Source organism: Hymenobacter sp. IS2118 (assembly GCF_000715495.1).
Taxonomy (GTDB): Bacteria; Bacteroidota; Bacteroidia; order Cytophagales; family Hymenobacteraceae; genus Hymenobacter.
Window position 1 is genome coordinate 90339 of record NZ_JNLX01000191.1, and the last position, 22870, is coordinate 113208.

General features: G+C 55.7%; 34 protein-coding genes. All 34 read right to left on the reverse strand.

Annotation, left to right across the window (positions count from 1 at the left end):
• Positions 1-74 precede the first annotated feature (74 nt).
• The 34 genes from GM79_RS21285 to rplC all read right to left on the reverse strand — a co-directional run bounded on the left by GM79_RS21285 (position 75) and on the right by rplC (position 22700).
• Complete coding sequence (locus GM79_RS21285; protein ID WP_035567855.1) at positions 75-860, reverse strand: LytR/AlgR family response regulator transcription factor; 786 nt, start codon at positions 858-860, stop codon at positions 75-77.
• Complete coding sequence (locus GM79_RS21290) at positions 857-1912, reverse strand: sensor histidine kinase (RefSeq protein WP_035567857.1); 1056 nt, start codon at positions 1910-1912, stop codon at positions 857-859. Before GM79_RS21290 ends, GM79_RS21285 begins: the two co-directional genes overlap by 4 nt.
• 46 nt (positions 1913-1958) lie before the next feature.
• Positions 1959-4316 (reverse strand): outer membrane beta-barrel protein, encoded by a 2358-nt coding sequence (locus tag GM79_RS21295; RefSeq protein WP_161787233.1) that lies wholly within the window; start codon positions 4314-4316, stop codon positions 1959-1961.
• A gap of 206 nt (positions 4317-4522) precedes the next feature.
• On the reverse strand, positions 4523-5125 hold the full coding sequence (gene rplQ / locus GM79_RS21300) for a 50S ribosomal protein L17 (RefSeq protein WP_035567861.1): 603 nt from the start codon (positions 5123-5125) through the stop codon (positions 4523-4525).
• A gap of 184 nt (positions 5126-5309) precedes the next feature.
• The gene (locus GM79_RS21305; protein ID WP_035567863.1) at positions 5310-6299 is read right to left on the reverse strand and encodes a DNA-directed RNA polymerase subunit alpha; all 990 of its coding nucleotides are present in this window, start codon (positions 6297-6299) and stop codon (positions 5310-5312) included.
• 91 nt (positions 6300-6390) lie between these two features.
• Positions 6391-6996, reverse strand: coding sequence for a 30S ribosomal protein S4 (gene rpsD / locus GM79_RS21310; protein WP_035567866.1), 606 nt, complete (start codon positions 6994-6996; stop codon positions 6391-6393).
• Positions 6997-7022: 26 nt separating this feature from the next.
• Positions 7023-7415, reverse strand: coding sequence for a 30S ribosomal protein S11 (rpsK, locus tag GM79_RS21315; protein ID WP_035567868.1), 393 nt, complete (start codon positions 7413-7415; stop codon positions 7023-7025).
• An 87-nt stretch (positions 7416-7502) separates the two neighbouring features.
• Complete coding sequence (gene rpsM, locus GM79_RS21320) at positions 7503-7880, reverse strand: 30S ribosomal protein S13 (RefSeq protein WP_035567870.1); 378 nt, start codon at positions 7878-7880, stop codon at positions 7503-7505.
• 111 nt (positions 7881-7991) lie between these two features.
• Positions 7992-8108, reverse strand: coding sequence for a type B 50S ribosomal protein L36 (gene ykgO / locus GM79_RS21325; protein WP_035567872.1), 117 nt, complete (start codon positions 8106-8108; stop codon positions 7992-7994).
• 175 nt (positions 8109-8283) lie between these two features.
• Positions 8284-8502 carry a translation initiation factor IF-1 gene (infA, locus tag GM79_RS21330; protein WP_035567874.1) on the reverse strand — a complete coding sequence of 73 codons (219 nt, stop codon included), beginning with the start codon at positions 8500-8502 and terminating at the stop codon, positions 8284-8286.
• Between the two features lie 87 nt (positions 8503-8589).
• Entirely contained in the window at positions 8590-9378 is a 789-nt protein-coding gene (map, locus tag GM79_RS21335; RefSeq protein ID WP_035567877.1) for a type I methionyl aminopeptidase, read from the reverse strand.
• A 9-nt stretch (positions 9379-9387) separates the two neighbouring features.
• The gene (gene secY / locus GM79_RS21340; protein WP_035567878.1) at positions 9388-10707 is read right to left on the reverse strand and encodes a preprotein translocase subunit SecY; all 1320 of its coding nucleotides are present in this window, start codon (positions 10705-10707) and stop codon (positions 9388-9390) included.
• Positions 10708-10722: 15 nt separating this feature from the next.
• Positions 10723-11172 carry a 50S ribosomal protein L15 gene (rplO, locus tag GM79_RS21345; protein ID WP_035567879.1) on the reverse strand — a complete coding sequence of 150 codons (450 nt, stop codon included), beginning with the start codon at positions 11170-11172 and terminating at the stop codon, positions 10723-10725.
• A 13-nt stretch (positions 11173-11185) separates the two neighbouring features.
• Positions 11186-11365, reverse strand: a complete 180-nt coding sequence (gene rpmD, locus GM79_RS21350) for a 50S ribosomal protein L30 (RefSeq protein ID WP_035567880.1) — start codon at positions 11363-11365, stop codon at positions 11186-11188.
• 5 nt (positions 11366-11370) lie between these two features.
• Positions 11371-11946 carry a 30S ribosomal protein S5 gene (rpsE, locus tag GM79_RS24410; protein WP_051719164.1) on the reverse strand — a complete coding sequence of 192 codons (576 nt, stop codon included), beginning with the start codon at positions 11944-11946 and terminating at the stop codon, positions 11371-11373.
• A gap of 6 nt (positions 11947-11952) precedes the next feature.
• A complete protein-coding gene (gene rplR / locus GM79_RS24415; protein WP_035567882.1) occupies positions 11953-12303 on the reverse strand; it encodes a 50S ribosomal protein L18 in 351 nt (116 codons plus the stop codon).
• A 9-nt stretch (positions 12304-12312) separates the two neighbouring features.
• Entirely contained in the window at positions 12313-12867 is a 555-nt protein-coding gene (rplF, locus tag GM79_RS21365) for a 50S ribosomal protein L6 (RefSeq protein ID WP_035567885.1), read from the reverse strand.
• Positions 12868-12894: 27 nt separating this feature from the next.
• Positions 12895-13293 (reverse strand): 30S ribosomal protein S8, encoded by a 399-nt coding sequence (rpsH, locus tag GM79_RS21370; RefSeq protein ID WP_035567887.1) that lies wholly within the window; start codon positions 13291-13293, stop codon positions 12895-12897.
• 379 nt (positions 13294-13672) lie between these two features.
• A complete protein-coding gene (locus GM79_RS21375) occupies positions 13673-15217 on the reverse strand; it encodes an aldehyde dehydrogenase family protein (RefSeq protein WP_035567889.1) in 1545 nt (514 codons plus the stop codon).
• A 413-nt stretch (positions 15218-15630) separates the two neighbouring features.
• Positions 15631-15972, reverse strand: a complete 342-nt coding sequence (locus tag GM79_RS25160; RefSeq protein WP_152560131.1) for a hypothetical protein — start codon at positions 15970-15972, stop codon at positions 15631-15633.
• A 107-nt stretch (positions 15973-16079) separates the two neighbouring features.
• Positions 16080-16349 (reverse strand): 30S ribosomal protein S14, encoded by a 270-nt coding sequence (rpsN, locus tag GM79_RS21380; protein WP_035567891.1) that lies wholly within the window; start codon positions 16347-16349, stop codon positions 16080-16082.
• Positions 16350-16361: 12 nt separating this feature from the next.
• Complete coding sequence (gene rplE / locus GM79_RS24420; protein WP_035567893.1) at positions 16362-16916, reverse strand: 50S ribosomal protein L5; 555 nt, start codon at positions 16914-16916, stop codon at positions 16362-16364.
• Positions 16917-16931: 15 nt separating this feature from the next.
• Entirely contained in the window at positions 16932-17273 is a 342-nt protein-coding gene (gene rplX / locus GM79_RS24425; protein ID WP_081867929.1) for a 50S ribosomal protein L24, read from the reverse strand.
• Between the two features lie 3 nt (positions 17274-17276).
• Positions 17277-17645, reverse strand: a complete 369-nt coding sequence (gene rplN / locus GM79_RS21395; RefSeq protein ID WP_035567895.1) for a 50S ribosomal protein L14 — start codon at positions 17643-17645, stop codon at positions 17277-17279.
• Positions 17646-17654: 9 nt separating this feature from the next.
• Positions 17655-17951 (reverse strand): 30S ribosomal protein S17, encoded by a 297-nt coding sequence (gene rpsQ, locus GM79_RS21400; RefSeq protein WP_051719165.1) that lies wholly within the window; start codon positions 17949-17951, stop codon positions 17655-17657.
• Positions 17952-17956: 5 nt separating this feature from the next.
• Positions 17957-18169 carry a 50S ribosomal protein L29 gene (gene rpmC / locus GM79_RS21405; protein ID WP_035567897.1) on the reverse strand — a complete coding sequence of 71 codons (213 nt, stop codon included), beginning with the start codon at positions 18167-18169 and terminating at the stop codon, positions 17957-17959.
• A 3-nt stretch (positions 18170-18172) separates the two neighbouring features.
• Positions 18173-18598, reverse strand: a complete 426-nt coding sequence (rplP, locus tag GM79_RS21410) for a 50S ribosomal protein L16 (protein ID WP_035567899.1) — start codon at positions 18596-18598, stop codon at positions 18173-18175.
• A gap of 85 nt (positions 18599-18683) precedes the next feature.
• Positions 18684-19559 carry a 30S ribosomal protein S3 gene (gene rpsC, locus GM79_RS21415; RefSeq protein WP_035567901.1) on the reverse strand — a complete coding sequence of 292 codons (876 nt, stop codon included), beginning with the start codon at positions 19557-19559 and terminating at the stop codon, positions 18684-18686.
• Between the two features lie 6 nt (positions 19560-19565).
• Positions 19566-19982, reverse strand: coding sequence for a 50S ribosomal protein L22 (gene rplV, locus GM79_RS21420; protein WP_051719166.1), 417 nt, complete (start codon positions 19980-19982; stop codon positions 19566-19568).
• Between the two features lies 1 nt (position 19983).
• A complete protein-coding gene (gene rpsS, locus GM79_RS21425; RefSeq protein ID WP_035567903.1) occupies positions 19984-20262 on the reverse strand; it encodes a 30S ribosomal protein S19 in 279 nt (92 codons plus the stop codon).
• Positions 20263-20265: 3 nt separating this feature from the next.
• Positions 20266-21093 carry a 50S ribosomal protein L2 gene (gene rplB / locus GM79_RS21430; protein WP_035567906.1) on the reverse strand — a complete coding sequence of 276 codons (828 nt, stop codon included), beginning with the start codon at positions 21091-21093 and terminating at the stop codon, positions 20266-20268.
• Positions 21094-21144: 51 nt separating this feature from the next.
• Positions 21145-21432, reverse strand: coding sequence for a 50S ribosomal protein L23 (gene rplW, locus GM79_RS21435; protein WP_035567908.1), 288 nt, complete (start codon positions 21430-21432; stop codon positions 21145-21147).
• The gene (gene rplD, locus GM79_RS21440) at positions 21432-22070 is read right to left on the reverse strand and encodes a 50S ribosomal protein L4 (protein ID WP_035567910.1); all 639 of its coding nucleotides are present in this window, start codon (positions 22068-22070) and stop codon (positions 21432-21434) included. Before rplD ends, rplW begins: the two co-directional genes overlap by 1 nt.
• A 9-nt stretch (positions 22071-22079) precedes the next feature.
• Positions 22080-22700 carry a 50S ribosomal protein L3 gene (rplC, locus tag GM79_RS21445; protein ID WP_035567912.1) on the reverse strand — a complete coding sequence of 207 codons (621 nt, stop codon included), beginning with the start codon at positions 22698-22700 and terminating at the stop codon, positions 22080-22082.
• Positions 22701-22870 lie beyond the last annotated feature (170 nt).

Genomic DNA, 22870 nt, shown 5'->3' on the forward strand with positions numbered 1-22870 from the left:
AGCGTCTCGGTTTAGGTTCAGTTGAATGAGCTACAAACCTACGGGAATCAGCCCGCAAAAGCACAATACCCCCTTCATCCTTCGAGCCAGCGGCGGAAATCGGGCGTTTGGGCGGCGCTGGTCGTCAGTACTACCTCGGGCTTCACACGCAGCTTCACGGCCAGCCGGTTGTTGAAATAAGGCTCCATCTTCTCCACAAACGCAATATTGACGAGCTCCGAGCGGTTGAGACGACCAAAGCGGCTGGGGTCAAGCTGGCGCTCCAACTCCGCCAGGCTGCCATTGAGGGGGTAGCGCTGCCCGGCGCCGTCCACGGCAAAGGTCACGCCCTCGTCGGCCTGCACGTAGGCAATATCATCCGTCAGCAGCAGATGAAAACCCGTGCGCATACGCACCGAAAACCGCTGCTTGTACTGCGGCTGGGCTTGCTGGCGCAGGGCCGCGCTCAGCTCGCGCAGCACTTGCGGGCTGAGCGCGGGTTCGGCGGGGACGGCGGCGCGGGCACCTTGCAGCAGATGGTACTTGTCCAGGGCCTCGCAAAACTGCTCGTAGCTGAAGGGCTTGAGCAGATACGCAATGCCGTTGCCGCGAAACGCGGGCAGCAAAAACTGGTCGTAGGCGGTGGTGAAAATAACCGGGCACGTCACCCGAAACTGCTCATACAGCGAAAATACGTTGCCATCCAGCAGCTCAATATCGGAGAAAATCAGGTCGGGCATGGCGTTGGCGCCCAGCCAGGCCAGGGCTTTGTCCACGCTGCGCACCACGGGCGGCGCAGTGGCCGCCAGCCCGGCGCGCTCCAGAAACTGCACCGTTTGGCGGGCGGCCAGCACTTCATCTTCCAGAATCAGGATATTCATACGATGGGTTCGGGGTGGGTTTTGGCCGGGGCCACGGGCCGGTTTCGGGTGGCCGCCACCAGCGGCACGGCCACGGCAAACGTAGCGGCCGTGTCGCTCACCCTGATTTCCTGGCCCACCAGCAGGCGGTACCGCTCGCGCAGGTTAGCCAGGCCCGTGCCCAGCGAGTCGATGGCCGTGCGCTTGGGGCGGCGCGGGTGCGTCACGGTCAGCTCGGTGGCCGTGGCCCGAATGGTGATGAGCAGGGGCGCGTCCTCGTCGCCGGCGTTGTGCTTGATGGCGTTTTCGACCAGCAGCTGCACCGTACCCGGCACCACCAGCAGGTATTCCACGGCCAGATTATCGGCCAGCTCGGTTTGGAAATCGTAGGCCGTGCCGAAACGGTGACGCAGCAGGTACACGTACTCGTCCACGAAGCGCAGCTCGTCGGCCAGCGGCACAAAGTCGTCGTCCTTGTGCCGAATCAGGAAACGGTAGAGGTTGGCGAAGCGGCCCAGGTACTCGTTGGCCTCGGCGGGGTCCTGCTGAATGAGGCCGCGCAGCACGTTGAGGTTGTTAAACAGAAAGTGCGGGTCAATCTGGGCTTTGAGGTTGCGCAACTCGCTTTCGGTCTGGGCCTGCTGGGTTTGCAGAAGTCGGCGCTGCACGTCGGCGTAGCGTTTGCCGGCCAGCAGAATGCCCAGCATGCCGTAGCTCTGGGTGTGCCGCACCACGCCGCTCAGAATAACCAGCGGACTCCAACCAAAATCCTGGTACCCCAACACTATTCGGTAGCCTAGCCAGTAAAAATGGGCATCAATCAGTACGAACAGCACCAGCCCGCTTAACAAAATGAACGGGCTGCGGCCCCGCAGCACCAGCGGCAGAAATCCGAATACGAGCAGGTACACCGCCGCCGAGTCAAGGGTAATGGTATACAGAACGCCCGCCACGGCCCGTTCCAAGCCATAGGTGCGCTGGTTGCTAAAAACAATGATGGGTACCGCCAGCAGCCAGTACACCAGCACCAGAAGCAAGTCGGAGCGGCTGGGCCGCTGTAGCTGCATTTTCATCGCGTGAATAACTGAATAAAGTCTGAAGTGAAACAGGATACAGCGTCTATTCCTTGTCCGATTTCACCCGGCCGCGCTCCTCTTCGAGCCCGGTGCTGCGCTTGCGGGCGGCTTTCAGCTGCTGGTTGCCCAGCTTGTAGCTGAAGCTGGCGCGCAACTGCCGGCTCTCGCCGTAACTCAGGAAACTTACGTCGAGGTCCTGGTAGCGCACCGTGCCGCGCTGCCTAGCCGAAAACAGGGCATCGTTGAGCGAGAGCCGTAACGTGGCCCGCTCATTCAGCAGCGACTTCTGCACCCCCAAGTTCAGCGCCCCAAACCCGCGGAAGTTGATGAGGCCGTTCACGCCCGCCGTTTGGTAGTAGCCCGAAATCTCCAGGGCCACGCCCTGCGGTAGCTTCACGTTCGACTGCGCGTAGAACGTGGCCGCCGTGCGCCCGTTGCGGTAGGTGCTGCCCAGGTACTGGCTCAGGTATTGGTTGTAGAACACGTTCACGCCGGCGTAGCCCGTCATGCGCTTGCCCAGGTTCAGGGGAAAGTTCAGGGTGGCGCTGTACCGCTCCAGGTGGTCGAGGTTGGCAGTAGTTGAGTACACGGCGCTGTCCTCAGTGGCCGTCACCAGACTGATGGCATCCCGCGTGCGGCTGTAGCCCAGTAGGAAAAACGGCTGTTTCTGGTACGTGAGGGCCAGTTTGTAGTCGTTGGTGAATTGCGGTTTCAGAAAAGGGTTGCCGCGCTGCGATGTGTATGGGTCCAAGTACACGATGCTGGGGTTCAAATCCTGGTAGCTCGGCCGGTCGATGCGGCGGCTGTAGGCCAGGTTCAGGCCCACGGCCTTGTACACTACGCGGTCCAGGCTCAGGCTGGGAAATAGTTGGCCGTAGCTGCGTTCCACCGTGCGCTCCTCAGCGCGCGATATGGCGCGGGTGGTCGTCCACTCGCCCCGCAGCCCGCCCTGCCAGCTCACGCCCAACGCCTCCCCTTCCGCCCGCGCATACCCCGCCCTAATAGTCTCGGTGTAGCGGAAATCGTCGTTCCGGGGCATTGCGCCGCCGCTCAGCGCCACCACGCTCCCCACTGTAGCCTGGCTGGCCTTCGCCCCTACTGCCACCTTCAGCGCCGGGCTCATTGGCCGGCGGTAGTCTACTTTACCCGCCCGCAGGGTGATGTCCGTGAGCTGGTCGTTTTGCAGCTGTTCCATCCGGCTCCTGCTCCCGGCCGATACCTCATTCCGCAGTCGCCCGTAACTGTCCGACTGGTACCGGGAGTAGTCCGCATCGGCCGTCAGCTCCTCCCCCAGCGTGTCCAGCAGCGCCTTGTAGTTCACATTGGCCGCGTACGAGTCCGTGCGCCGACGGGTGTTGTTGGTCGTTTGCACGCCGGTGCCGCTGCTGGCCTCGGTCTGGTTCTGGCCCGTTACCTGCGTGCGGTTGGTGTAGCCGCTCAGGAGCACGCCCACGGTTTGCCGCGGCGTCAGGTTGTAGTCGGCGCCCAGGCGGGTGGTATGCACGCCGGCCACGCGCGGCTGGTAGCTGGTTTGCCGGTAGCTGCCCTCGGCTTCGGCGGCCTGCCGCTCCGTGTTCAGCTGGTCGTAGGTTTTACGATGCGTGTAGCCGTAGTTGCCAAACAGGTTCAGGCGCTTGGTGCGGTGGTTCAAATCCAGCGTCGCGCCGCCCTTGCCAAAGCGGCCGTAGCCTGCCATCAGCGTCAGCGTACCATTGGTGCCAAGATTGGCGTTTTTGCTCAGAATGATGTTGATGATGCCCGCGCTGCCCGCCGCATCGTGGCTGGCATCCGGCTGGGTCAGCACTTCAATCCGCTCGATGCTGCTGCTCGGAAAATCTTTCAGCACGCTCACCACGTCGGTATACTGTGTGGTGCGCCCATCAATCTGAATAATCACTCCCTCACGGCCCGCCAGGCTGATTCGGTTACTCATCACCACTAGGCCCGGCACCTTTTGCAGCGCCTCCAGCGCCGTGGCACCCGCCGTGAGGCTGCCGGCTACGTTCACCACCATTTTACCGGCCTGCATCTCCAATAGCGGCTTGCGGCCCAGCACCTCCACGCCTGCCAGCTCCTGCGTGGCGGCTACCATCATCAGGTCCGGCACCCGCACGCGGCTGCTGCCCACTACAAAAAGTCCGCTTCTCCGCTTCTCAAATCCCACTGCCGTCGCCGTCACCAGGTACTTGCCTGCCCGCTTCGCCTGCAGTTCATAAGCGCCCTGCTCATCGGCCTGCGTAGCTGCTGCCACCACCGAATCCGACGCCGCCAGCAGCAGGACCGTCGCATAGGGCACTGCTCGGTGTTGGGCATCTATCACGCGGCCCGTTACAGGCAGTTGCTGACCAAAGCTCCGGCCCATTGCCAGCAGCAGAACGAGAAAGATAAAGCAGGTTTTCATGGCATTGGGCTTTGGGTTAAAAGATGCCCAAAACACGCTCCCCATTCCACCCAAAATACTTCCTACTTGGCCAACCAACGCAAAAACTTCACGAACTCCGGTAAACCTGCCACGAACTAAAAGGCCTGTGCAGCTACCAGCTAACCCAAACAAAAAAGGGACGCACCTCACGGCGCGTCCCTTTCAACTGTAGCAAGAATGCTGGATTACGCTTTAGCCTCATCAGCCTGAGCTTCGTCGCGGCTCTCGCCGTCCTTAACGGTTTCAGTAGCGGTATCAGCCGGAGCCGACTGCTCAACTACTGCGTTAGGAGCAACTGCTTCGCCTTTCACCTCGGTGGCCGAAGTAGCGGCTTCGTCAGTCGTAGCCTTCTTACCACCACGGCTGCGCGAGCGGCGGGTAGTGGTCGACTTCTCAGCAGCAGCCGATTTAGCTTCCAACAGGGTTTCGTTGAAGTCAACCAACTCGATGATGCACAAGTCAGCATTGTCACCCAAACGGGTATCACTCAGCTTCAGAATGCGGGTGTAGCCACCGGGACGGGTAGCAATTTTGCTCGAAATGTTACCGAACAATTCCTTAATGGACTCCTTGTCCTGCAACGCGGCAAACACCATCCGACGCGAGTGCGTGGTGTCTTCCTTCGACTTGGTCAGCATCGGCTCCACGTACTTACGCAGGGCTTTCGCTTTGGCAACCGTAGTCGTGATGCGCTTGTGCAAGATGAGCGACGAAGCCATGTTCGACAGCATCGCGTGACGGTGGGCGGTAGTCCGGCCCAGGTGGTTGATTTTTCTTCCGTGTCTCATTGGACGTTTGAAAAAATGTGCGCTTGCGGGCGGCGACCACGGCGGGCCGAAGCCTCATTAGAACCGCTGCCCCTTGGGCGCACTGTGGATAAATGTGAAAGCAAAAAAATGTGGAGATGTGAAAATTATGGGCTGAGCGCGAAGCTCACATTTCCACATTTTCACATCTCCACATTAAAAAAATCTAGTCTTCTTCGAGGCGGTACTTGCCCAGGTCCATCCCGAACTCCAAACCACGCTCTTCAACGAGGTTTTCCAGTTCGGTGAGGCTCTTCTTACCGAAGTTGCGGAACTTCATCATGTCCGCAATTTCCAAGGTCACCAGTTCGCCCATCGTCTTGATGTCGGCTGCCTTGAGGCAGTTTTTGGCGCGTACGCTGAGCTCCATGTCCTCCAGAGGAGTTTTGAGCATCTTGCGCATCTGCATGGTTTCCTCATCAATCGGCTCGTCTTCCGTCACACGCGGACCTTCGAGGGTCATCGTGTTGTCCGAGAATAGCATGAAGTGCTGAATGAGAATGTTGGCTGCACCTTTCAGTGCTTCCTCCGGGTGAATCGAACCGTCGGTCTGAATCTCGATAACGAGCTTCTCGTAGTCCGTCTTCTGCTCCACACGGGTGTTCTCAATGCTGTACTTCACGTTCTTGATGGGCGTGTAGATAGCATCGATAGCAATCTGACCGAAAACCTGGTCAGTTGGCTTGTTTTCGTCGGCGGGCACGTAGCCACGGCCACGAGCAATCGTCAGCTCAAACTCCAACTCGGTGCTGGGGTCCAGGTGGGCAATTACGTGGTCGGGGTTCAACACCTCAAAACCGCTGGCGAACTTGGCGATATCAGCACCCGAAAAGGTCTCCTGACCTTTCACGCGCACCGTAATCTTATCCGAGATGGCATCGCTAACTTTCTTGAAGCGGACCATCTTCAGGTTCAGGATGATTTCGGACATGTCCTCAATCACCCCTTCAATGGTCGAAAATTCGTGCAGCACGCTGTTCGTACGAACCGACGTGATGGCGAAACCCTCCAGCGACGACAACAGAATGCGACGCAGCGCATTGCCAATGGTGACGCCGTAGCCCTTCTCGAGCGGCTTAAATTCAAACGTCCCGGTGAAGTCGTCGGATTTCTCCATTACCACTTTCTCCGGCATCTGAAAAGCTAAGATTGACATATGTGGGGCGTAAAAAATGTAAAAAAATGGGGGTAAAGTATAAGCACAAGAGCGGCCCGACAAATTGCCGGGCCGCTACCAGTAGCGCTATTTACTTCGAATACAGTTCGACGATGAGCTGCTCGGTGATTTTCTCCGGAATCAGCTCACGGGCGGGAGCGTTGATGAACTTACCCACCATCTCCTTGCCGTCCCACTCCAACCAGGAAAACTGGCGTGAGTTGCGAACCGACAGGCTGGTAGCAATAGCTTCCAACGACTTCGACTTCTCGCGTACACCAACTACGTCGCCAGCCCGGAGGTGGTACGAAGGGATGTTCACGACTTCACCGTTCACGGTGATGTGCTTATGACCAACGAGCTGGCGAGCAGCGCGACGCGTCGAGGCAATGCCCAAACGGTACACGGCGTTGTCCAGACGGGCTTCCAGCAGCGCGAGCAGGTTGTCGCCGGTGATACCGGGGAGCGCTGCTGCTTTGTGGAACAGGTTTTCGAATTGCTTCTCCAACATGCCGTACATGTACTTCACCTTCTGCTTCTCCATCAGCTGGACAGCGTACTCCGACTGCTTTTTGCGACGGCCGCGGCCGTGCTGGCCCGGAGGATAGGCTTTTTTGTTGAGCGCTTTGCTCGGGCCGAAAATCGCCTCGTTGAAGCGACGGGCAATTTTTGAGGTTGGGCCGGTATAACGTGCCATTGTAATCTAATTTCTGAAGTGAAAAACTAAACGCGACGACGCTTGGGAGGGCGGCAGCCGTTGTGGGGCAGCGGCGTTACGTCGCGGATGGTGGTCACCTCAATGCCCACGTTGCCGAGGGCGCGGATGGCCGACTCACGGCCCGAACCCGGACCTTTTACGAATACTTCGGCTTTGCGCATGCCCAGGTCGTGGGCTACTTTACCGCAGTCGCTCATCGCCATTTGGGCGGCGTAGGGCGTGTTCTTCTTCGAACCACGGAAGCCCATTTTGCCGGCCGAAGCCCACGAAATCACTTGACCGTTATTGTTCGTAATCGAGATGATGATGTTGTTGAACGAGGCACGGATGTGTACCTGGCCCACCTGCTCCACCACGACAACGCGCTTCTTGGCTTTGTCTTTTCTTTTTTGTGCCATTTGGTTATCGCAAAAAATACGGGAGGTGTTGGCGCTGGCTGCGCGGATATAGTATCCGCAGCCGCCAGCGCCGATTCCCGTGTGAATTTATTTGGTTGCCTTCTTCTTACCGGCTACCGTTTTACGCTTGCCCTTACGGGTACGCGAGTTGTTCTTGGTGCGCTGACCACGAACTGGCAGACCTTTGCGGTGACGCAGACCACGGTAGCAGCCGATGTCCATCAAACGCTTGATGTTCGTCGTTACTTCCGAGCGCAGCACGCCTTCGGTCTTATGCTCAGCAGCAATGATGGCGCGGACGGCACCCGACTCCTCGTCGGTCCAGTCCTTCACCTTCTTGTTGACATCGATGCCAGCTTTTACCAGAATCTTGCTGGCGTTGCTCCGGCCAATGCCGAAAATGTAGGTCAGCGAAATTTCGCCGCGCTTGTTGTCCGGGATATCAACCCCTGCGATACGAGCCATATTGGATGGTTATGTGTTTGCGGACAGAAACCCGGCAACTGCTTGGAAGGCGGGCCGGAGGTGAATAACCAACGACTCAGTACCCAAGGTTCCGGGGTTCTAAAAATTGAATTAACCCTGACGCTGCTTAAAGCGGGGGTTTTTCTTGTTGATAACGTAGAGCTTGCCGTTGCGACGCACAATCTTGCAATCAACGCTACGCTTTTTGATGGAGGTTTTGACTTTCATTGCTGAAAAGAGTTACTTGTTATTACTTGCGGTTTTACTTCTAGAGTTTCTGGGAGTGAAGTTGGCTGCTTTGTAAATACCGAAAACAACCAAGCAAGAACAAAAATGATAATTGCTGTATAACCATAAACGAATGGCTATCAACTATCATTGAACTCGTCTAGAAGCAAGGGTATTACTTGTAGCGATACTTAATGCGTCCCTTCGACAAGTCGTAAGGAGACATTTCCAGCTTCACTTTGTCGCCGGGCAGAATTTTGATGTAGTGCATCCGCATCTTGCCCGAAATATGGGCAATCAGCTGGTGACCATTCTCCAGCTCCACGCGGAACATGGCGTTGGAGAGGGCTTCTAGGATGGTTCCGTCCTGCTCAATCGAGGCTTGTTTGGCCATATAAGGGAATTGGGGTCTTTAGAGATTTGGGGCTTTATTTATTGTCAGAGCCGGCTAGTATAACCGAATTCCTATGCTCCCAAGTTCCTAAGAACCTTGAAATGCTTTTTCGATGTACTCAAAGGAGGTTAAAATCTCCGCCTTTTCTTTTCTTACAACTACGGTGTGCTCGAAGTGTGCCGACGCTTTACGGTCCTTGGTGCGGATAGTCCAGCCATCCTTTTCCTGTACCACGTCTTTTTTGCCCAAGTTCACCATCGGTTCGATAGCGATGACCAAGCCCGTTTGCAGAATCGGCCCGGAACCCCGCTTGCCGTAATTGGGCACCTCAGGTTTCTCGTGCAGCTTCGCGCCAACTCCGTGGCCAACCAACTCGCGTACCACCCCATAGCCCAGCGGGGCCACATGGTTCTGGATAGCATAGCTGATATCACCTACGCGGTTGCCGCTCACGGCTTGTTCAATGCCCTTGTACAGCGCAGCTTTGGTTTCCCGCAGCAAGGCTAGTACATCCGGCGCTACTTCCCCGATTGGGTAAGTGTAAGCACTATCTGAATGAAAACCATTCAGGAAAACCCCGCCGTCCACCGTCAGAATATCGCCGCTTTTCAGCGGCTCATCCGTGGCGAAGCCATGCACTACCACCGAATTTGGCGAGAGGCACAAGCTGTGCGGAAAACCATATAACCCTTTGAAAGATGGTACCCCACCATGGTCCCGGATGAATTCCTCCGCGCGCTTATCAAGCTGCCGCGTCGTCACTCCTTCCTTCATCAGACCCGCGACTTCGCCGTGAGCCTTTGCCAGCAGTTGAGCGCTGGCCCGCATGAGGTCAATCTCTTCTTCGGTTTTGTATTGTATGCTACCGCTTGCCATTGCTACTACTTACGAGGCTACCGAAATAGGCTGTGCCGTGCGCCCACGCAGCTTGCCCGATTTCATCATGCCATCGTAATGTTGCATCAACAAGTAGCTCTGTACCTGATTCACCGTATCGAGCACCACACCCACCATGATGATGAGCGACGTGCCGCCATAGAAAGCCGAGAATGGACGCGTGACACCCAACAGCAGCGCAATAGCAGGGAAAATGGCAATGAGGGCCAGTGCCACAGCACCCGGCAGAGTGACGCGCGTCAGGATTTCATCGATAAACTCCGAAGTATCCCGGCCGGGCTTCACGCCAGGCACGAAACCACCACTCCGCTTCAGGTCATCCGCAATCTGGTTGGGATTAACGCTAATGGCCGTATAGAAGTAAGTGAAGATGATAATAAGCAGCGCAAAAGTCAGATTGTACTGCCACGAAGTGTAGTCTGAAAACTTCACACCGATGTAGCTGGCCATATCGCTTTGGTTCTGCCAAACCGAAGCCACGATAGCTGGCACAAACATCAGCGACTGCGCAAAGATGATAGGCATAACGCCGGCTGCATTCACCTTAAGCGGAATGAACTGACGCTGAGCATCAAGTTGCGTAGTGCCGCCTACCTGCTTAGCATACTGAACTGCAATGCGCCGAACAGCCTGCGTGAGCACGATAACAGCCATTACCACAAGGAACAGAACCACCATCTCCAAAAGGAAGATAAGAGATTTGTTCACTCCTTTCGCAACTGCCTCGCCAATAATAGCACCGGGAAGACGCGAGACGATGCCAATCATAATGAGCATCGAAATACCATTACCGATGCCCTTATCCGTGATTTTCTCACCCAGCCACATGCAGAACAACGTGCCGGCCGTGATAATAATCATGGTCGAGACGGTGAAAAACGTGCCCGGGTTGATGATGGCATCCGCGTTGATGGTAGCAATAAAGCCAACCGACTGCGCTAACACGATTGGAATCGTGAGAATACGCGTGTACTGGTTGATTTTCTTGCGGCCCGACTCGCCCTCCTTCTGCAATTTCTGGAAGTAAGGAACAGCAATCGTGAGCAGCTGCAACACGATACTGGCCGAGATGTAGGGCATGATGCCCAACGCGAAGATGGAAGCGTTGCTGAATGCTCCTCCCAAGAGGGTATCCAGAATGCCAAACAACCCTTCGGCACCTGTTTTCAGGCGGGTAGGGTCTACACCAGGCAACACCACGTACACGCCGAGGCGATAGATGGCAATGAAAAAAAGCGTATTGAGGATTCGCGTACGCAAATCCTCAATCGCAAAAATGTTTTTTATCGACTCGATAAACTTATTCATTGCCGAAGGTAGCTATTAGAGCGTTACCGCTTTGCCGCCCGCCTTCTCGATGGCTTCAACAGCCGACTTCGAGAATGCGTGAGCATGAACTTCTACAGCCGTGGCAATTTCGCCGCGACCAAGAATTTTGATTTTAGCGTTCTTGGAAACCAAGCCGTTAGACACGAAGTAAGCAGCGTCCATCGTAGTGGTGCTGTTCTTTTCGAGAAGAGTAGCTAAGGCATCAAGATTGATACCCTTATATTCTACACGGTTGATGTTCGTGAAGCCGAACTTAGGCACACGACGCTGAAGGGGCATCTGGCCACCTTCAAAGCCGGACTTGCGCTTGTAGCCCGAACGCGACTTGGCGCCTTTGTGACCACGGGTCGACGTGCCACCGCGCGTGGAGCCTTCGCCCCGGCCAATCCGCTTCTCGTTTTTAGTCGAGCCGTAGGCGGGCGATAAATTGCTGAGATTGAGCATGACGATTATAGTCTTACAGTTCGGTTACGAGGAGCAAATGCTGCACGCTTTTCACCATGCCCATAACGGACGGGTTTACTTCGTGGGTAGCAGTGCTGTTGAGTTTGTTCAGGCCGAGGGACTGAACGGTGCGCTTCTGACGCTCGGGGCGGTCAATGGCGCTGCGCACGAGCTTTACTTGAATTTGTGCCATGTCAATTAACCGTTAAAAACGCGGGCCAAAGAGATACCACGGGCTTGAGCGATTTGCAACGGGTCGCGCATTTTAGCGAGGGCTGCAAACGTCGCTTTCACCACGTTGTGAGGGTTCGACGAGCCTTTCGACTTCGCCAGCACATCCTTGATACCAGCGCTCTCGAACACGGCGCGCATTGCACCGCCGGCGATTACACCCGTACCAGCCGCTGCGGGCTGGATGAGCACGAAACCACCGCCGTAGCGGCCTTCCATGAGGTGAGGAACGGTATGCTTGTACATCGGTACTTTCACCACGTTCTTCTTAGCGTCGTCAATGCCTTTGGCAATGGCGTCGGTTACTTCGTTGGCTTTGCCGAGGCCATAGCCTACGTTGCCGTTGCCGTCGCCTACTACCACAATGGCAGAAAAGCTAAAGCGGCGACCGCCTTTCACCACCTTCGCTACGCGGTTGATGGCTACTACTTTTTCCTTGAAGTCGGAGTCAGCACCCATGCGGGAGTTGTCCTTATTCCGGTCGCGGTCGTTGCTGCGCTGACGGTCTCCGCCAGGACGATTGTTGTCGCGTTCTTGCGCCATGATAGTTTAGAAATTGAGGCCGCCTTCGCGAGCACCTTCAGCCAATGATTTAACGCGACCGTGGTAGAGGTAACCCGAGCGGTCGAACACCACTTTGGTAATGCCTTTTTCCAGAGCTACGGCGGCAACTTGCCGTCCTACGGCAGCAGCCAGAGCTACACCGTTGCCGCCCTCGGCGGTTACTTTTTTCGACGTAGCAGACGCCAGCGTACGGCCGGTGGTGTCGTCGATAATCTGAGCGTAGATGCCCGTGTTGCTACGGAACACCGAGAGCCGCGGCCGCTCGGACGTGCCAGCCACCTTGGAACGGATGATGCGCTGAATCCGCTTGCGGCGTTGTGCCTTATCAAATGCCATGATGCGAACTTATTTAGAGGCCGTTTTACCAGCTTTGCGACGGATGATTTCGCCCACGAAACGTACACCTTTGCCTTTGTAAGGCTCAACTTTACGCAACGAACGAATTTTAGCAGCTACCTGACCCAATAGCTGATTGTCGATGCTGTTGAGCGTGACAATCGGGTTTTTGCCTTTGTCGGTAACGGCCGTAGCAGTTACCTCTTTTGGCAGGGCGATGAAAATGTTGTGCGAATAGCCCAGGGCCAACTCCAACGTCGAACCAGAGAGGGAGGCTTTGTAACCTACACCAACCAGTTCCAGCTTCTTCTCGAAACCGTTGCTCACACCGAGCACCATGTTGTTGATGAGCGAGCGGTACAGGCCGTGCATGGCCTTGTGGCGCTTCTGCTCCGTGGGACGGGTCACCAGGAGGGAACCATCTTCGATGGCAACGGCGATGTCGCGGTCTACTTGCGTAGTGAGCGAGCCCTTAGGGCCTTTCACCGTCACCGCGTTGTCTTTGTCGACCGAAATATCAACCCCAGCAGGGACGGAAATCGGCAGTTTACCAATACGTGACATAATTGAATTTGCTAAAGCGGTTCCGGATTAGTACACGTAGCACAGCACTTCGCCGCCCACGTTCTCGGTTTTGCACTCTTTCTCCGTCATCACACCCTTAGAGGTCGAGATGATGGCGACGCCCAGGCCGCTGAGTACGCGGGGCAGGTTGTCGGCGGCCACGTACTGACGCAAGCCGGGCGTCGAAACGCGCTGCAGCTTGGTGATGGCAGGTGCCTTCGTGGTCGGGTTGTACTTCAAGGCAATCTTGATGATGCCCTGAACCGAAGAATCATCAAAACGGTACGACTGAATGTAGCCCTTGTGATAGAGCACCTTCGTGATTTCCTTTTTGATGTTGCTGGCCGGAATTTCTACCACCCGGTGGTTCGCCTTCATGGCGTTGCGCACCCGGGTCAGGTAGTCGGCAATGGGGTCAGTGTTCATTATGTGTTAAATACGTCCGCTTTTTTCGGAGCGCAAAGATAAGAAAATTTCGCCGGGTGCCCAACGGGACCAACGAAATTTCGGTTAAGACTACTTGGCACGTCCGGCGACGGCTCGGCCAATGGTTTCTTTTGGCAACCTGCCAAATGGTTTTCGAGGCAAGCCTCAGGTTTTGGGAGTGCAAAGGTAGCAGGCTCACAGGGGTTTTGCAAGTGTTACGTTGAAGTTTCCTGCATGCTGTATGTAGATGGTGCGGCCCGCACTGCCTGCCCGGCTATATGTGCTTTGTGTGAAAAGCCCCAGCCGTCAGCACGGCTGAGGCTCAAAACAGCTTTCTTCTCGGTCTCTTCTGCCTCTTTAGTTAAGCAGCGTTTAGCTGTTAGGCTTTTTCGGGCAGGTAGGTGGCGTCGGGGTAGTTGCCGAGTATGGGCTGGCCAACAGGACCTTTGGTTACTGCTTCCACCAGTAGCTTACCGCCTACGAAGGCTCCTTTCCAAGATTCGCCCAAACCTCCAAACACTTCTTCGCGGTCACCACGCGAGCGCAACTTGTTGATGCCTACCTTAAAGGAGCGTATCTCGCGGGCCGTGCGGCGGGCCAACTCCTCATCATCGGAAGCAATAGCGGCTACGAGAGCGCCATTCGAGATATTCATCTCTCCTACCAACTCCTCCATCCGGTCAACCAGCACGATGCTGTCGATGGGACCAAAGGGCTCTTTAAAATAGAGCTCACTCTGCCGGGGCAGATTTACCAGTGCGCGGGGCATGGCATACGCCGACCGGTCCTGGCCGGGCAGGAAGAGACTATCGTCGAACTTACCCTCATAAATAGGTGTGGCACCGGTCTTAAGGGCGTCAGCGTAGAGACGGTCAAGGTCTTGGGCTTGTAAGGAATTGATGACCGGACCAAAGGCTAGGTCCGGCAGTTTGTCATTTGCATTATCAACCAACGTAGGATTGCCCACCTTCAGGTTGCGCACGGCTTCGGTATAAGTTTCGAGGAATTGGGGAAATAGCCGCCGCTCCACCACGAAACGCACATACGCGGTGCAGCGCTGCTTGCCATAGTCGTAGCCTTTTTTGATTTGGTCGGCCAGAGCACTCCAGTCGCTGTAATCCCAGATGCCGTAGGCGTTGACACCCTCCATTTCGAGCATGTAGCGCTTATCAGTGGTAGAAAGCGCATCGGCAATGTTGCGGGCATTTTTGCGGCCGCCCACGAAGCTGAGGCAATCGATGGCGGGGTGCTTTACCAGCGCGTCGCTCAACTCACCACCGGCGCCACTCACCAGCGTCACGGGCAAGCCGGTCCGGCGCATTAAGGCAAATGCCAAACTCAGGGAGATAAAGCCCCCGTCAGTGGGCGTCTTGGCTACAACCGAATTGCCGCACAAAGTTTGGACCAGTACGGCGTGGAGTAGCACCGACATGGGATAGTTCCAGGACGCAATGTTGGACACTAGGCCCAAAGGGGTACGATTCCTCAGCATCGAATCAATGTTATCGACGTACCATTGCGCGCCCTCCACGGCTCGGTCAATGTCGGTGAAGCCTAGCTTATAGGTCTTACCGATTTCCCACATCAACAATTTTCCGATGAGCTCTACTTGGGGCCGTAATAAGTCCAAGGCATCCTGAACCTTGTTGCGACGCTCATCATGGCTGATAGCGGCCCAGGCGACGGATTCGTTCTTAGCAGCCACCACAGCGCGAATAGCCTCGTCTTGGTTCAGCATGGGCAAACTCCCCAGTACGGTACCATCAATGGGCGAACGAAACTCACGAGGCCGGCCGGTTTCCTGCCAACGCCCCTCCATCAAATTAAGGAAACCACCCTCGGCGGTGAATATTTCCGGAGTCACCTGCTTCACCTGGGCCAGCAGGGTGGCGTATTCTACCTGGGGAGAAATGATTTTGGGCATGGGCTAGGTACTGGTTTGCAATAGAGAGCGTAGGTGAATGATGAGTATAGACATCAAGCACGAGTTTAACAAATTGTTTTCCAGCATGAAACAGCCTTGTGCAACCGCTACGCCAGCAAAGGCCCTAGTACCGTGAGATTCATTACACCGCCCACCTATGTTGCCGCCTGATACGCAACACTCAGCATGTTCCTACAGCCTTTCGGTAGCTTCACAGTCTGCTGCAGTAGGGGACTCTGAGTTCTATAATTTCAGGAATTTGTAGAGTGACCGCCAGTCAATTTATCTCCCCCGCCCCCACCACCCGCCGCCCCAGCATCTGATGAAACGGGAGTGGCAAGAGTCAAACGTACATATCACCGCGCCAAGCGCATTGGTATTACCCGGACGATGATGTCACCCAGAAAGAGTAGCTATTTCACACGTCTGAATTGAATATCATAATTTCCCATCATTGTCATCGTCCCGTCTTTATTGGGATAAAAATCAAATAGAATAATCATACCTGCATGGTTTTCTCCTTGTACGCGTAACACCTGAGCATCCATCAGTACTTCTCCTGGCAGATTGAAATCATTTGATTTAACGTTGTAAACACCTTGCCTTTTTTCAATCACAACTGAGATATTTGGAGCTTCAGATGTTTTCTCGGAAACCCATTCTCCAACCAGCAACTCCTCAAATTTTGTTTTCCCTGAACAGGAGCAAGTATGGATGAGGAGAATGATTGAGAAAATGTATAGTAGCTGTTTCATACTGATTTGTTATATAGATTGATTGCACTTGAATAAAACAAAGATAGCCGCCCCAACTAAAGTTGGGACGGCTATCAAACTACTAAGCGAGAAGCCTAAACCGGGTACTACCAGCTCGACTTGGTCACACCGGGAATCTTGCCGGCGAGGGCCATTTCGCGGAAACGCACGCGGCTGATGCCAAACTTGCGCATGTAGCCGCGGGGGCGGCCGTCAATCATGTCGCGGTTGTGCAGGCGCACGGGCGAAGCGTTTTTGGGCAGCTTGTCGAGACCTTCGTAGTCGCCGGCAGCTTTCAGTGCCTTGCGCTTCTCAGCGTAGCGGGCCACGGTGGCAATGCGCTTGCGCTCCCGTGCTTTGATGGATTCTTTAGCCATAAGAGGTAGGGATTAAGCGTCTTTTTTAGCGTTGGCGAAAGGCATACCGAAAGCCTTGAGCAGCTCGTAGCTCTGCTCGTCATTCTCGGCGCTGGTCACGAACGTGATGTCCATGCCCGAGATGCTTTTGATTTTGTCAATCGAGATTTCGGGGAAGATGATTTGCTCCTTCACGCCGAGCGTGTAGTTGCCACGACCATCGAAACCCTTGTCGTTGATGCCTTTGAAGTCACGTACGCGGGGCAGGGCTACCGTCAGCAAACGGTCCATGAACTCGTACATTTTCTCGCCGCGCAGCGTCACTTTCGCACCGATAGGCATGCCTTCGCGGAGCTTAAAGTTCGACACTGATTTCTTGGCGATAGTGGCAATGGCTTTCTGACCGGTGATAACCGTCAGCTCTTCCACGCCGTTGTCTACCAATTTCTTGTCAGCTACCGCAGCGCCAATGCCACGGTTGATGCAGATTTTGGTGACACGGGGTACCTGCATGATGCTCTTGAACTGGAATTTCTCCTGGAGCGCGGGTACGATGTCTTTTTTATAAATGTCTTTGAGACGGGCCATGATGCGGGGGGCTGCTTAAGCCGTTTTGGCAGTGGCACGCTTGGCCTTGGCAGGCGCAGCCGGAGCTGCGTTAGCTGCCGCGCCTTTGCGCACCCGCTCACCGGTGGTGGGGTTGATAGCCTGCACGTTGCTCACGTGCATGGGCGCCTCCATCTTGGTGATGCCGCCCTGGGGCGATTTGGCGCTCGGCTTGTTGTGTTTCGTCACCAGGTTCAACCCCTCAACGGTTACGCGCTGGGTTACCCGGTTTACCGACACGATTTTGCCGGTTTTGCCCTTTTCGTCGCCAGCAATCACCTTCACGGTATCGCCCGACTTTACGTGCAGCTGCACGGGGTCTGCTTTTCTGATAGCCATGATTTAGAGTACTTCGGGTGCTAGGGATACGATTTTCATGAACTGACGCTCACGCAGCTCACGGGCCACTGGGCCGAAGATGCGCGTGCCGCGGGGCTCGTCGTTGTTGTTGAGCAACACGGCAGCGTTGTCGTCGAAGCGAATGTACGAACCGTCCTTACGGCGTACTTCTTTCTTCACACGCACTACTACGGCCTTGCTCACGGTGCCTTTCTTAGCGTTGCCCGAAGGAATAGCCGACTTGATGGCTACTACAATCTTGTCGCCAACGCTGGCGTATTTCTTGCCCGTGCCACCCAAAACGCGGATGCAGAGGACTTCCTTAGCGCCGCTGTTGTCGGCCACCGTCAGGCGGGATTCTTGCTGTATCATCGAATTAGATTATTTAGCGCGTTCAATAATTTCCACCAGGCGCCACCGCTTGGTTTTGCTCAACGGGCGGGTGCTCATGATGAGAACCGTGTCGCCTTCGCCACACTCGTTTTTCTCGTCGTGGGCGTGGAATTTCGTGGTTTTGGTCACGAACTTGCCGTACATGGGGTGCTTCTGCTTCTGCACCACAGCCACGGTGATGGACTTGTCCATCTTCGAGCTCGTCACCTTGCCGGTGATTTCCTTGCGCATGTTGCGCGAGGCTTCAGCAGCAGTTTGGTCTTGGGTTGTTTCGTCGGTTGCCATCGGAATTAAGCGGGGTTAGAGGCCTGCTCGTTGTTCCGACGAGTCTGCTCGGTGAGCAAGCGGGCGACGTTTTTACGGTTGGCCTTGAGGCGGGCAGGGTTTTCCAGGGGCGAAATCGCATGAGCGAAACGCAGCTGCTGGCCCGTAGCCTGCTCGGTTTTGATTTGCTCTTTCAGCGCGTCGGCGGAAAGGCCTTTGTGGTCGGTCTTGTTCTTCATGACTTAAGCGGCGTCCGTGTAGTCGCGGCGAACCACGAATGAAGTACGAACCGGCAGCTTCTGAGCCGCCAGACGGAGCGACTCCTTAGCTACTTCCAGCGATACGCCGTCCGACTCGAACATGATTTGACCCGGCTTCACGCAGGCTACCCAATACTCGGGCGAGCCTTTGCCCTTACCCATCCGCACTTCAGCAGGCTTCTTGGTAATAGGTTTGTCGGGGAAAATGCGAATCCATACTTGCCCTTCGCGTTTCATGGCGCGGGTCATGGCAATACGGGCAGCCTCAATTTGGCGAGCCGTAATCCAAGACACTTCCAGCGACTTGATAGCGAACGAACCGAAGTCGATGGAGCTGCCGCGGTAGGCCAGGCCAGTCACGCGACCCTTTTGCATCTTGCGATACTTGGTCCTTTTCGGTTGTAACATTTTATTGAAATTTTAAAGAGAATCGAGAGAAAATCAGAACGTCATGCTTCGCGGCGCGCTGCATGACGCTCTTACTTAGAAACGTCTAGCGACGCGGGCCACGGCCGGCACCACCGGCACCAGCACCCTGCGCGGGGCCGTTGCGACGGGGACCAGCGTTGTCGCCACCACCGGCGTTGCCACCACGGTCGTTGCCACCACGGCCACCAGCACCACCGTCACGACGGGGGCCACGGTCACGGTCGCCCCGCTCGCCACGAGGGCCACGGTCGTCACGACGTCCGCCGGTGTCGCCACCGGGGTTGGTGAGCTGCTGGTTGGGCGAAAGGTCAGGCTTGCCGAATACCTCACCGCGCATTACCCACACCTTGATGCCGATTTTGCCATACACGGTCTGAGCTTCCGACAAAGCGTAGTCGATATCGGCGCGCAGCGTGTGCAGCGGCGTACGACCTTCTTTGTACTGCTCCGAACGGGCAATTTCCGCACCGCCGAGACGGCCACCGCACTGAATCTTGATGCCTTCGGCACCAACACGCATCGCAGCCTGAATCGACATCTTCATGGCGCGACGGAAGGAGATACGAGCGGCCAGCTGCTGGGCGATGCTCTCGCCGACCAGCTTGGCATCCAACTCCGGACGCTTGATTTCGAAGATGTTGATTTGAACGTCTTTGCTGGTGATTTGCTTCAGCTCGTCCTTAATCTTGTCAACCTCCTGGCCGCCTTTACCAATTACCACACCCGGACGAGCCGTGTTGATGGTGATGGTGATGCGCTTCAGGGTGCGCTCAATCACAATGCGGCTGATGCCACCTTTCTGAATGCGGGCGTTGATGTACTTGCGGATTTTCTCGTCCTCCACCAATTTCTCGGCGAAGTCCTTGCCTCCGTACCAGTTCGAGTCCCAGCCTTTAATAACTCCCAAGCGGAAGCCAACCGGATTTACTTTCTGTCCCATATTAAATTAGGATTTGGCGTCGGCCTTAGGGTTTTCGGTAGTTTCAGCTTGGGCGCGAGCCGCTTTCGAACCAACTTTCTCCACTTTCGTGTCGATTTTCAGGGTCACGTGGTTGCTGCGCTTGCGGATGCGGTGGCCACGGCCCTGGGGGGCGGGGCGCAGGCGCTTCAGCTGGCGTCCTTCGTCCACGAAGATTTCGCTGATGTAGAGGTTTGCGTCCTCAATCCGCTCTTCTTCGTTGTGCTGCTGCCAGTTGGCCAAGGCCGAAAGGAGCAGTTTCTCAATCTTCTCGGCGCCGATATTGGCTTCGAAGCGCAACAGGCCGAGGGCCTGGGTCACTTTCTTGCCGCGCACGAGGTCGGCCACCAGTCGCATCTTACGAGGCGAGGTCGGCACATTGCGGAGTTTTGCTACTGCTTCCATCTTAGCGCTTGCCTTTATCTTTTTTGGCGACGTGACCACGGAAGTTACGCGTCGGGGCAAATTCGCCCAACTTGTGTCCTACCATGTTCTCGGTCACATACACCGGGATGAACTTATTGCCGTTGTGAACAGCGAATGTGTGGCCAACGAAATCGGGGGAAATCATCGAGCGGCGCGACCAAGTCTTCACCACTGATTTTTTACCGGCCGTTTCGAGTGCCATGACTTTCTTTTCCAGCCGGAAGTCAATGTACGGCCCTTTTTTGAGTGAACGTGCCATATATTACTTCTTGCCTTTGCGGCTCACAATCAGGTTCTCCGAATACTTGTTCTTGTTACGGGTCTTCTGGCCCTTAGCCAAAATGCCGTTACGGCTACGCGGGTGACCACCCGACGATTTGCCTTCGCCACCACCCATGGGGTGGTCGACAGGGTTCATCACCACACCACGAACGCGGGGGCGACGACCAGCCCACCGGTTCCGGCCAGCCTTACCCATCACAGTGTTCATGTGGTCGCCATTCGACACGGTACCAACGGTAGCCATGCAGGTAACGAGTACCATGCGCATCTCGCCGGAAGGCAATTTGAGCGTGGCGTACTTCTCTTCGCGGGCTACGATTTGGGCGTAGGTACCAGCCGAGCGGGCCATGGCCGCACCCTGACCGGGCTGCAATTCGATGTTGTGGAGGATGGTACCGAGGGGAATCTCGCGCAGCGGCAAGGTATTGCCCACTTCGGGAGCCACGCCGGGGCCCGATACAATCTTCGCGCCTACCTGCATGCCGGCGGGAGCGATGATGTAACGCTTCTCGCCGTCAGCGTAGCTGAGCAGGGCAATGCGGGCGGTCCGGTTCGGGTCGTACTCGATGGTCTTCACCGTGGCGGGCACACCGGCCTTGTCACGCTTGAAGTCCACGATACGGTACTGGGTTTTATGACCACCGCCGATGTAGCGGTTGGACATTTTACCGGAAGAGTTCCGGCCACCCGATTTGGGGAGGGAAGTCATCAAAGACTTCTCCGGCGTCGACGTTGTAATCTCGTCGAACATCGGCGCAACGCGGTGGCGTTGCCCTGGGGTTGTTGGTCTGAGTTTTTTAAGTGCCATTACTAGCTAGTTGTGCTTTTGCGGCGGAAGAATCTTTTGTTGGCGAAAGGCCTACAAGTTGCCGTAGAAGTCGATTACATCGCCTTCTTTCACGGTAACAATGGCTTTCTTGCCGTGAGCACGACGACCGGAAACCTGGCCGCCTTTAGTGCCTTTCGACTTCATTTTGCCAATGGTGCGCATCGTGTTGATGTCGGTAATCGTCACGCCGTACAGCGTTTCAATGTCCTTCTTGATTTGCACTTTGTTGGCGGTGCGCTCCACTTCGAAAGTGTAGCGACCTTTCTCGTTGAGGCCAGTGGCCTTTTCAGTAACGATGGGGCGTTTCAGCGTGCTCATTATTCGGCGGTGCTATAGAGTTCAACCAATGAAGCCATGCCGTCTTCCGAAATCAGCAGCGTGTCCGTGTTCAACAGGTCGTGGGTGTTGAGGCCGATAGGCGTCGACACTTTCACTTTCTGTAGGTTGCGGGCGCTCAGGAGCACGTTTTTGTTAACCTCACCGGTCACGAGCATGGTCTTTTTGCCATTGTTCAGCTTGAGGCCGTCCATTATGGCAACGAAGTCCTTGGTGCGGGGAGCATCCATGGCAATGTTCTCCACGATGGAGATTTTGCCATCCTTCGCCAGGCTCGACAGAGCCGAGAGACGAGCTACGCGCTTGGTCTTCTTGTTCAACTTGAAGCCGTAGTCGCGGGGCTGCGGACCGAACATCCGACCACCACCAACAAACACACCCGACTTCATGCTGCCGGCACGGGCGCCGCCCGTACCTTTTTGCTTCTTCAGTTTCTTCGTGGTGCCGTGCACCTCGTTGCGCTGCTTGGACTTATGCGTACCCTGGCGCTGGTTGGCCAGGTACTGCTTCACGTCCAGGTACATCACGTGCTCGTTTACTTCGAGACCGAAGATGGCGTCAGACAGGGTCACTTTGCGGCCGGTGTCTTCGCCTTTGAGGCTATATACTGCGAGTTCCATCGTACTAGTCTATTTCTCGATTACCACGTAAGAATTCTTAGCACCGGGAATCGAGCCGCTCACCAGAATCAGGTTCTTGTCGCCTACTACGCGCATCACCTTCAGGTTCTGCACTTTCACGCGGTCGTTGCCCATCCGGCCACCCATGCGCATTCCTTTGAATACGCGCGAAGGCCAGGAGCAGGCACCAATCGAACCGGGGTGACGCAGACGGTTGTGCTGACCGTGGGTCTGGCCACCAACACCCTGGAAGTTGTAACGCTTTACAACACCCTGGAAACCCTTGCCTTTGGAAGTGCCAACTACGTCAACAAACTCGCCTTCCTCGAAGAGGGTAGCGTCGATGGTGGCGCCGGCGGCGTAAGTCGATTCAGCGTCGAGGCGGAATTCAACCAGTTTTTTCTTGGGGGTCGTACCGGCTTTAGCGAAGTGACCAACCAATGCTTTGGTGGTGTTCTTCTCTTTTTTCTCGCCGTACCCAATTTGAATGGCGGTGTAACCGTCATTCGCGATAGTCTTAACCTGCGTCACTACGCACGGACCCGCTTCGATGAGCGTGCAGGGAATGTTTTTCCCATCCGGAGTGAAGAGGCTTGTCATACCGATTTTTTTACCGATGATTCCAGGCATTCTATTTGGTTATTAATGAACACTAAAAGAAAACGGCCGAGTGCCGTTTTCGCTAAGGGAGTGCAAAGATAGGAAAAAAGGCCGGGCCATCCCAATGATGGTGAGAAATAATTTCGTGGTGAGGCTGTTAGCTCGGTAACAACTCACCCTTGGTCCCTCTTTTTAGGGAG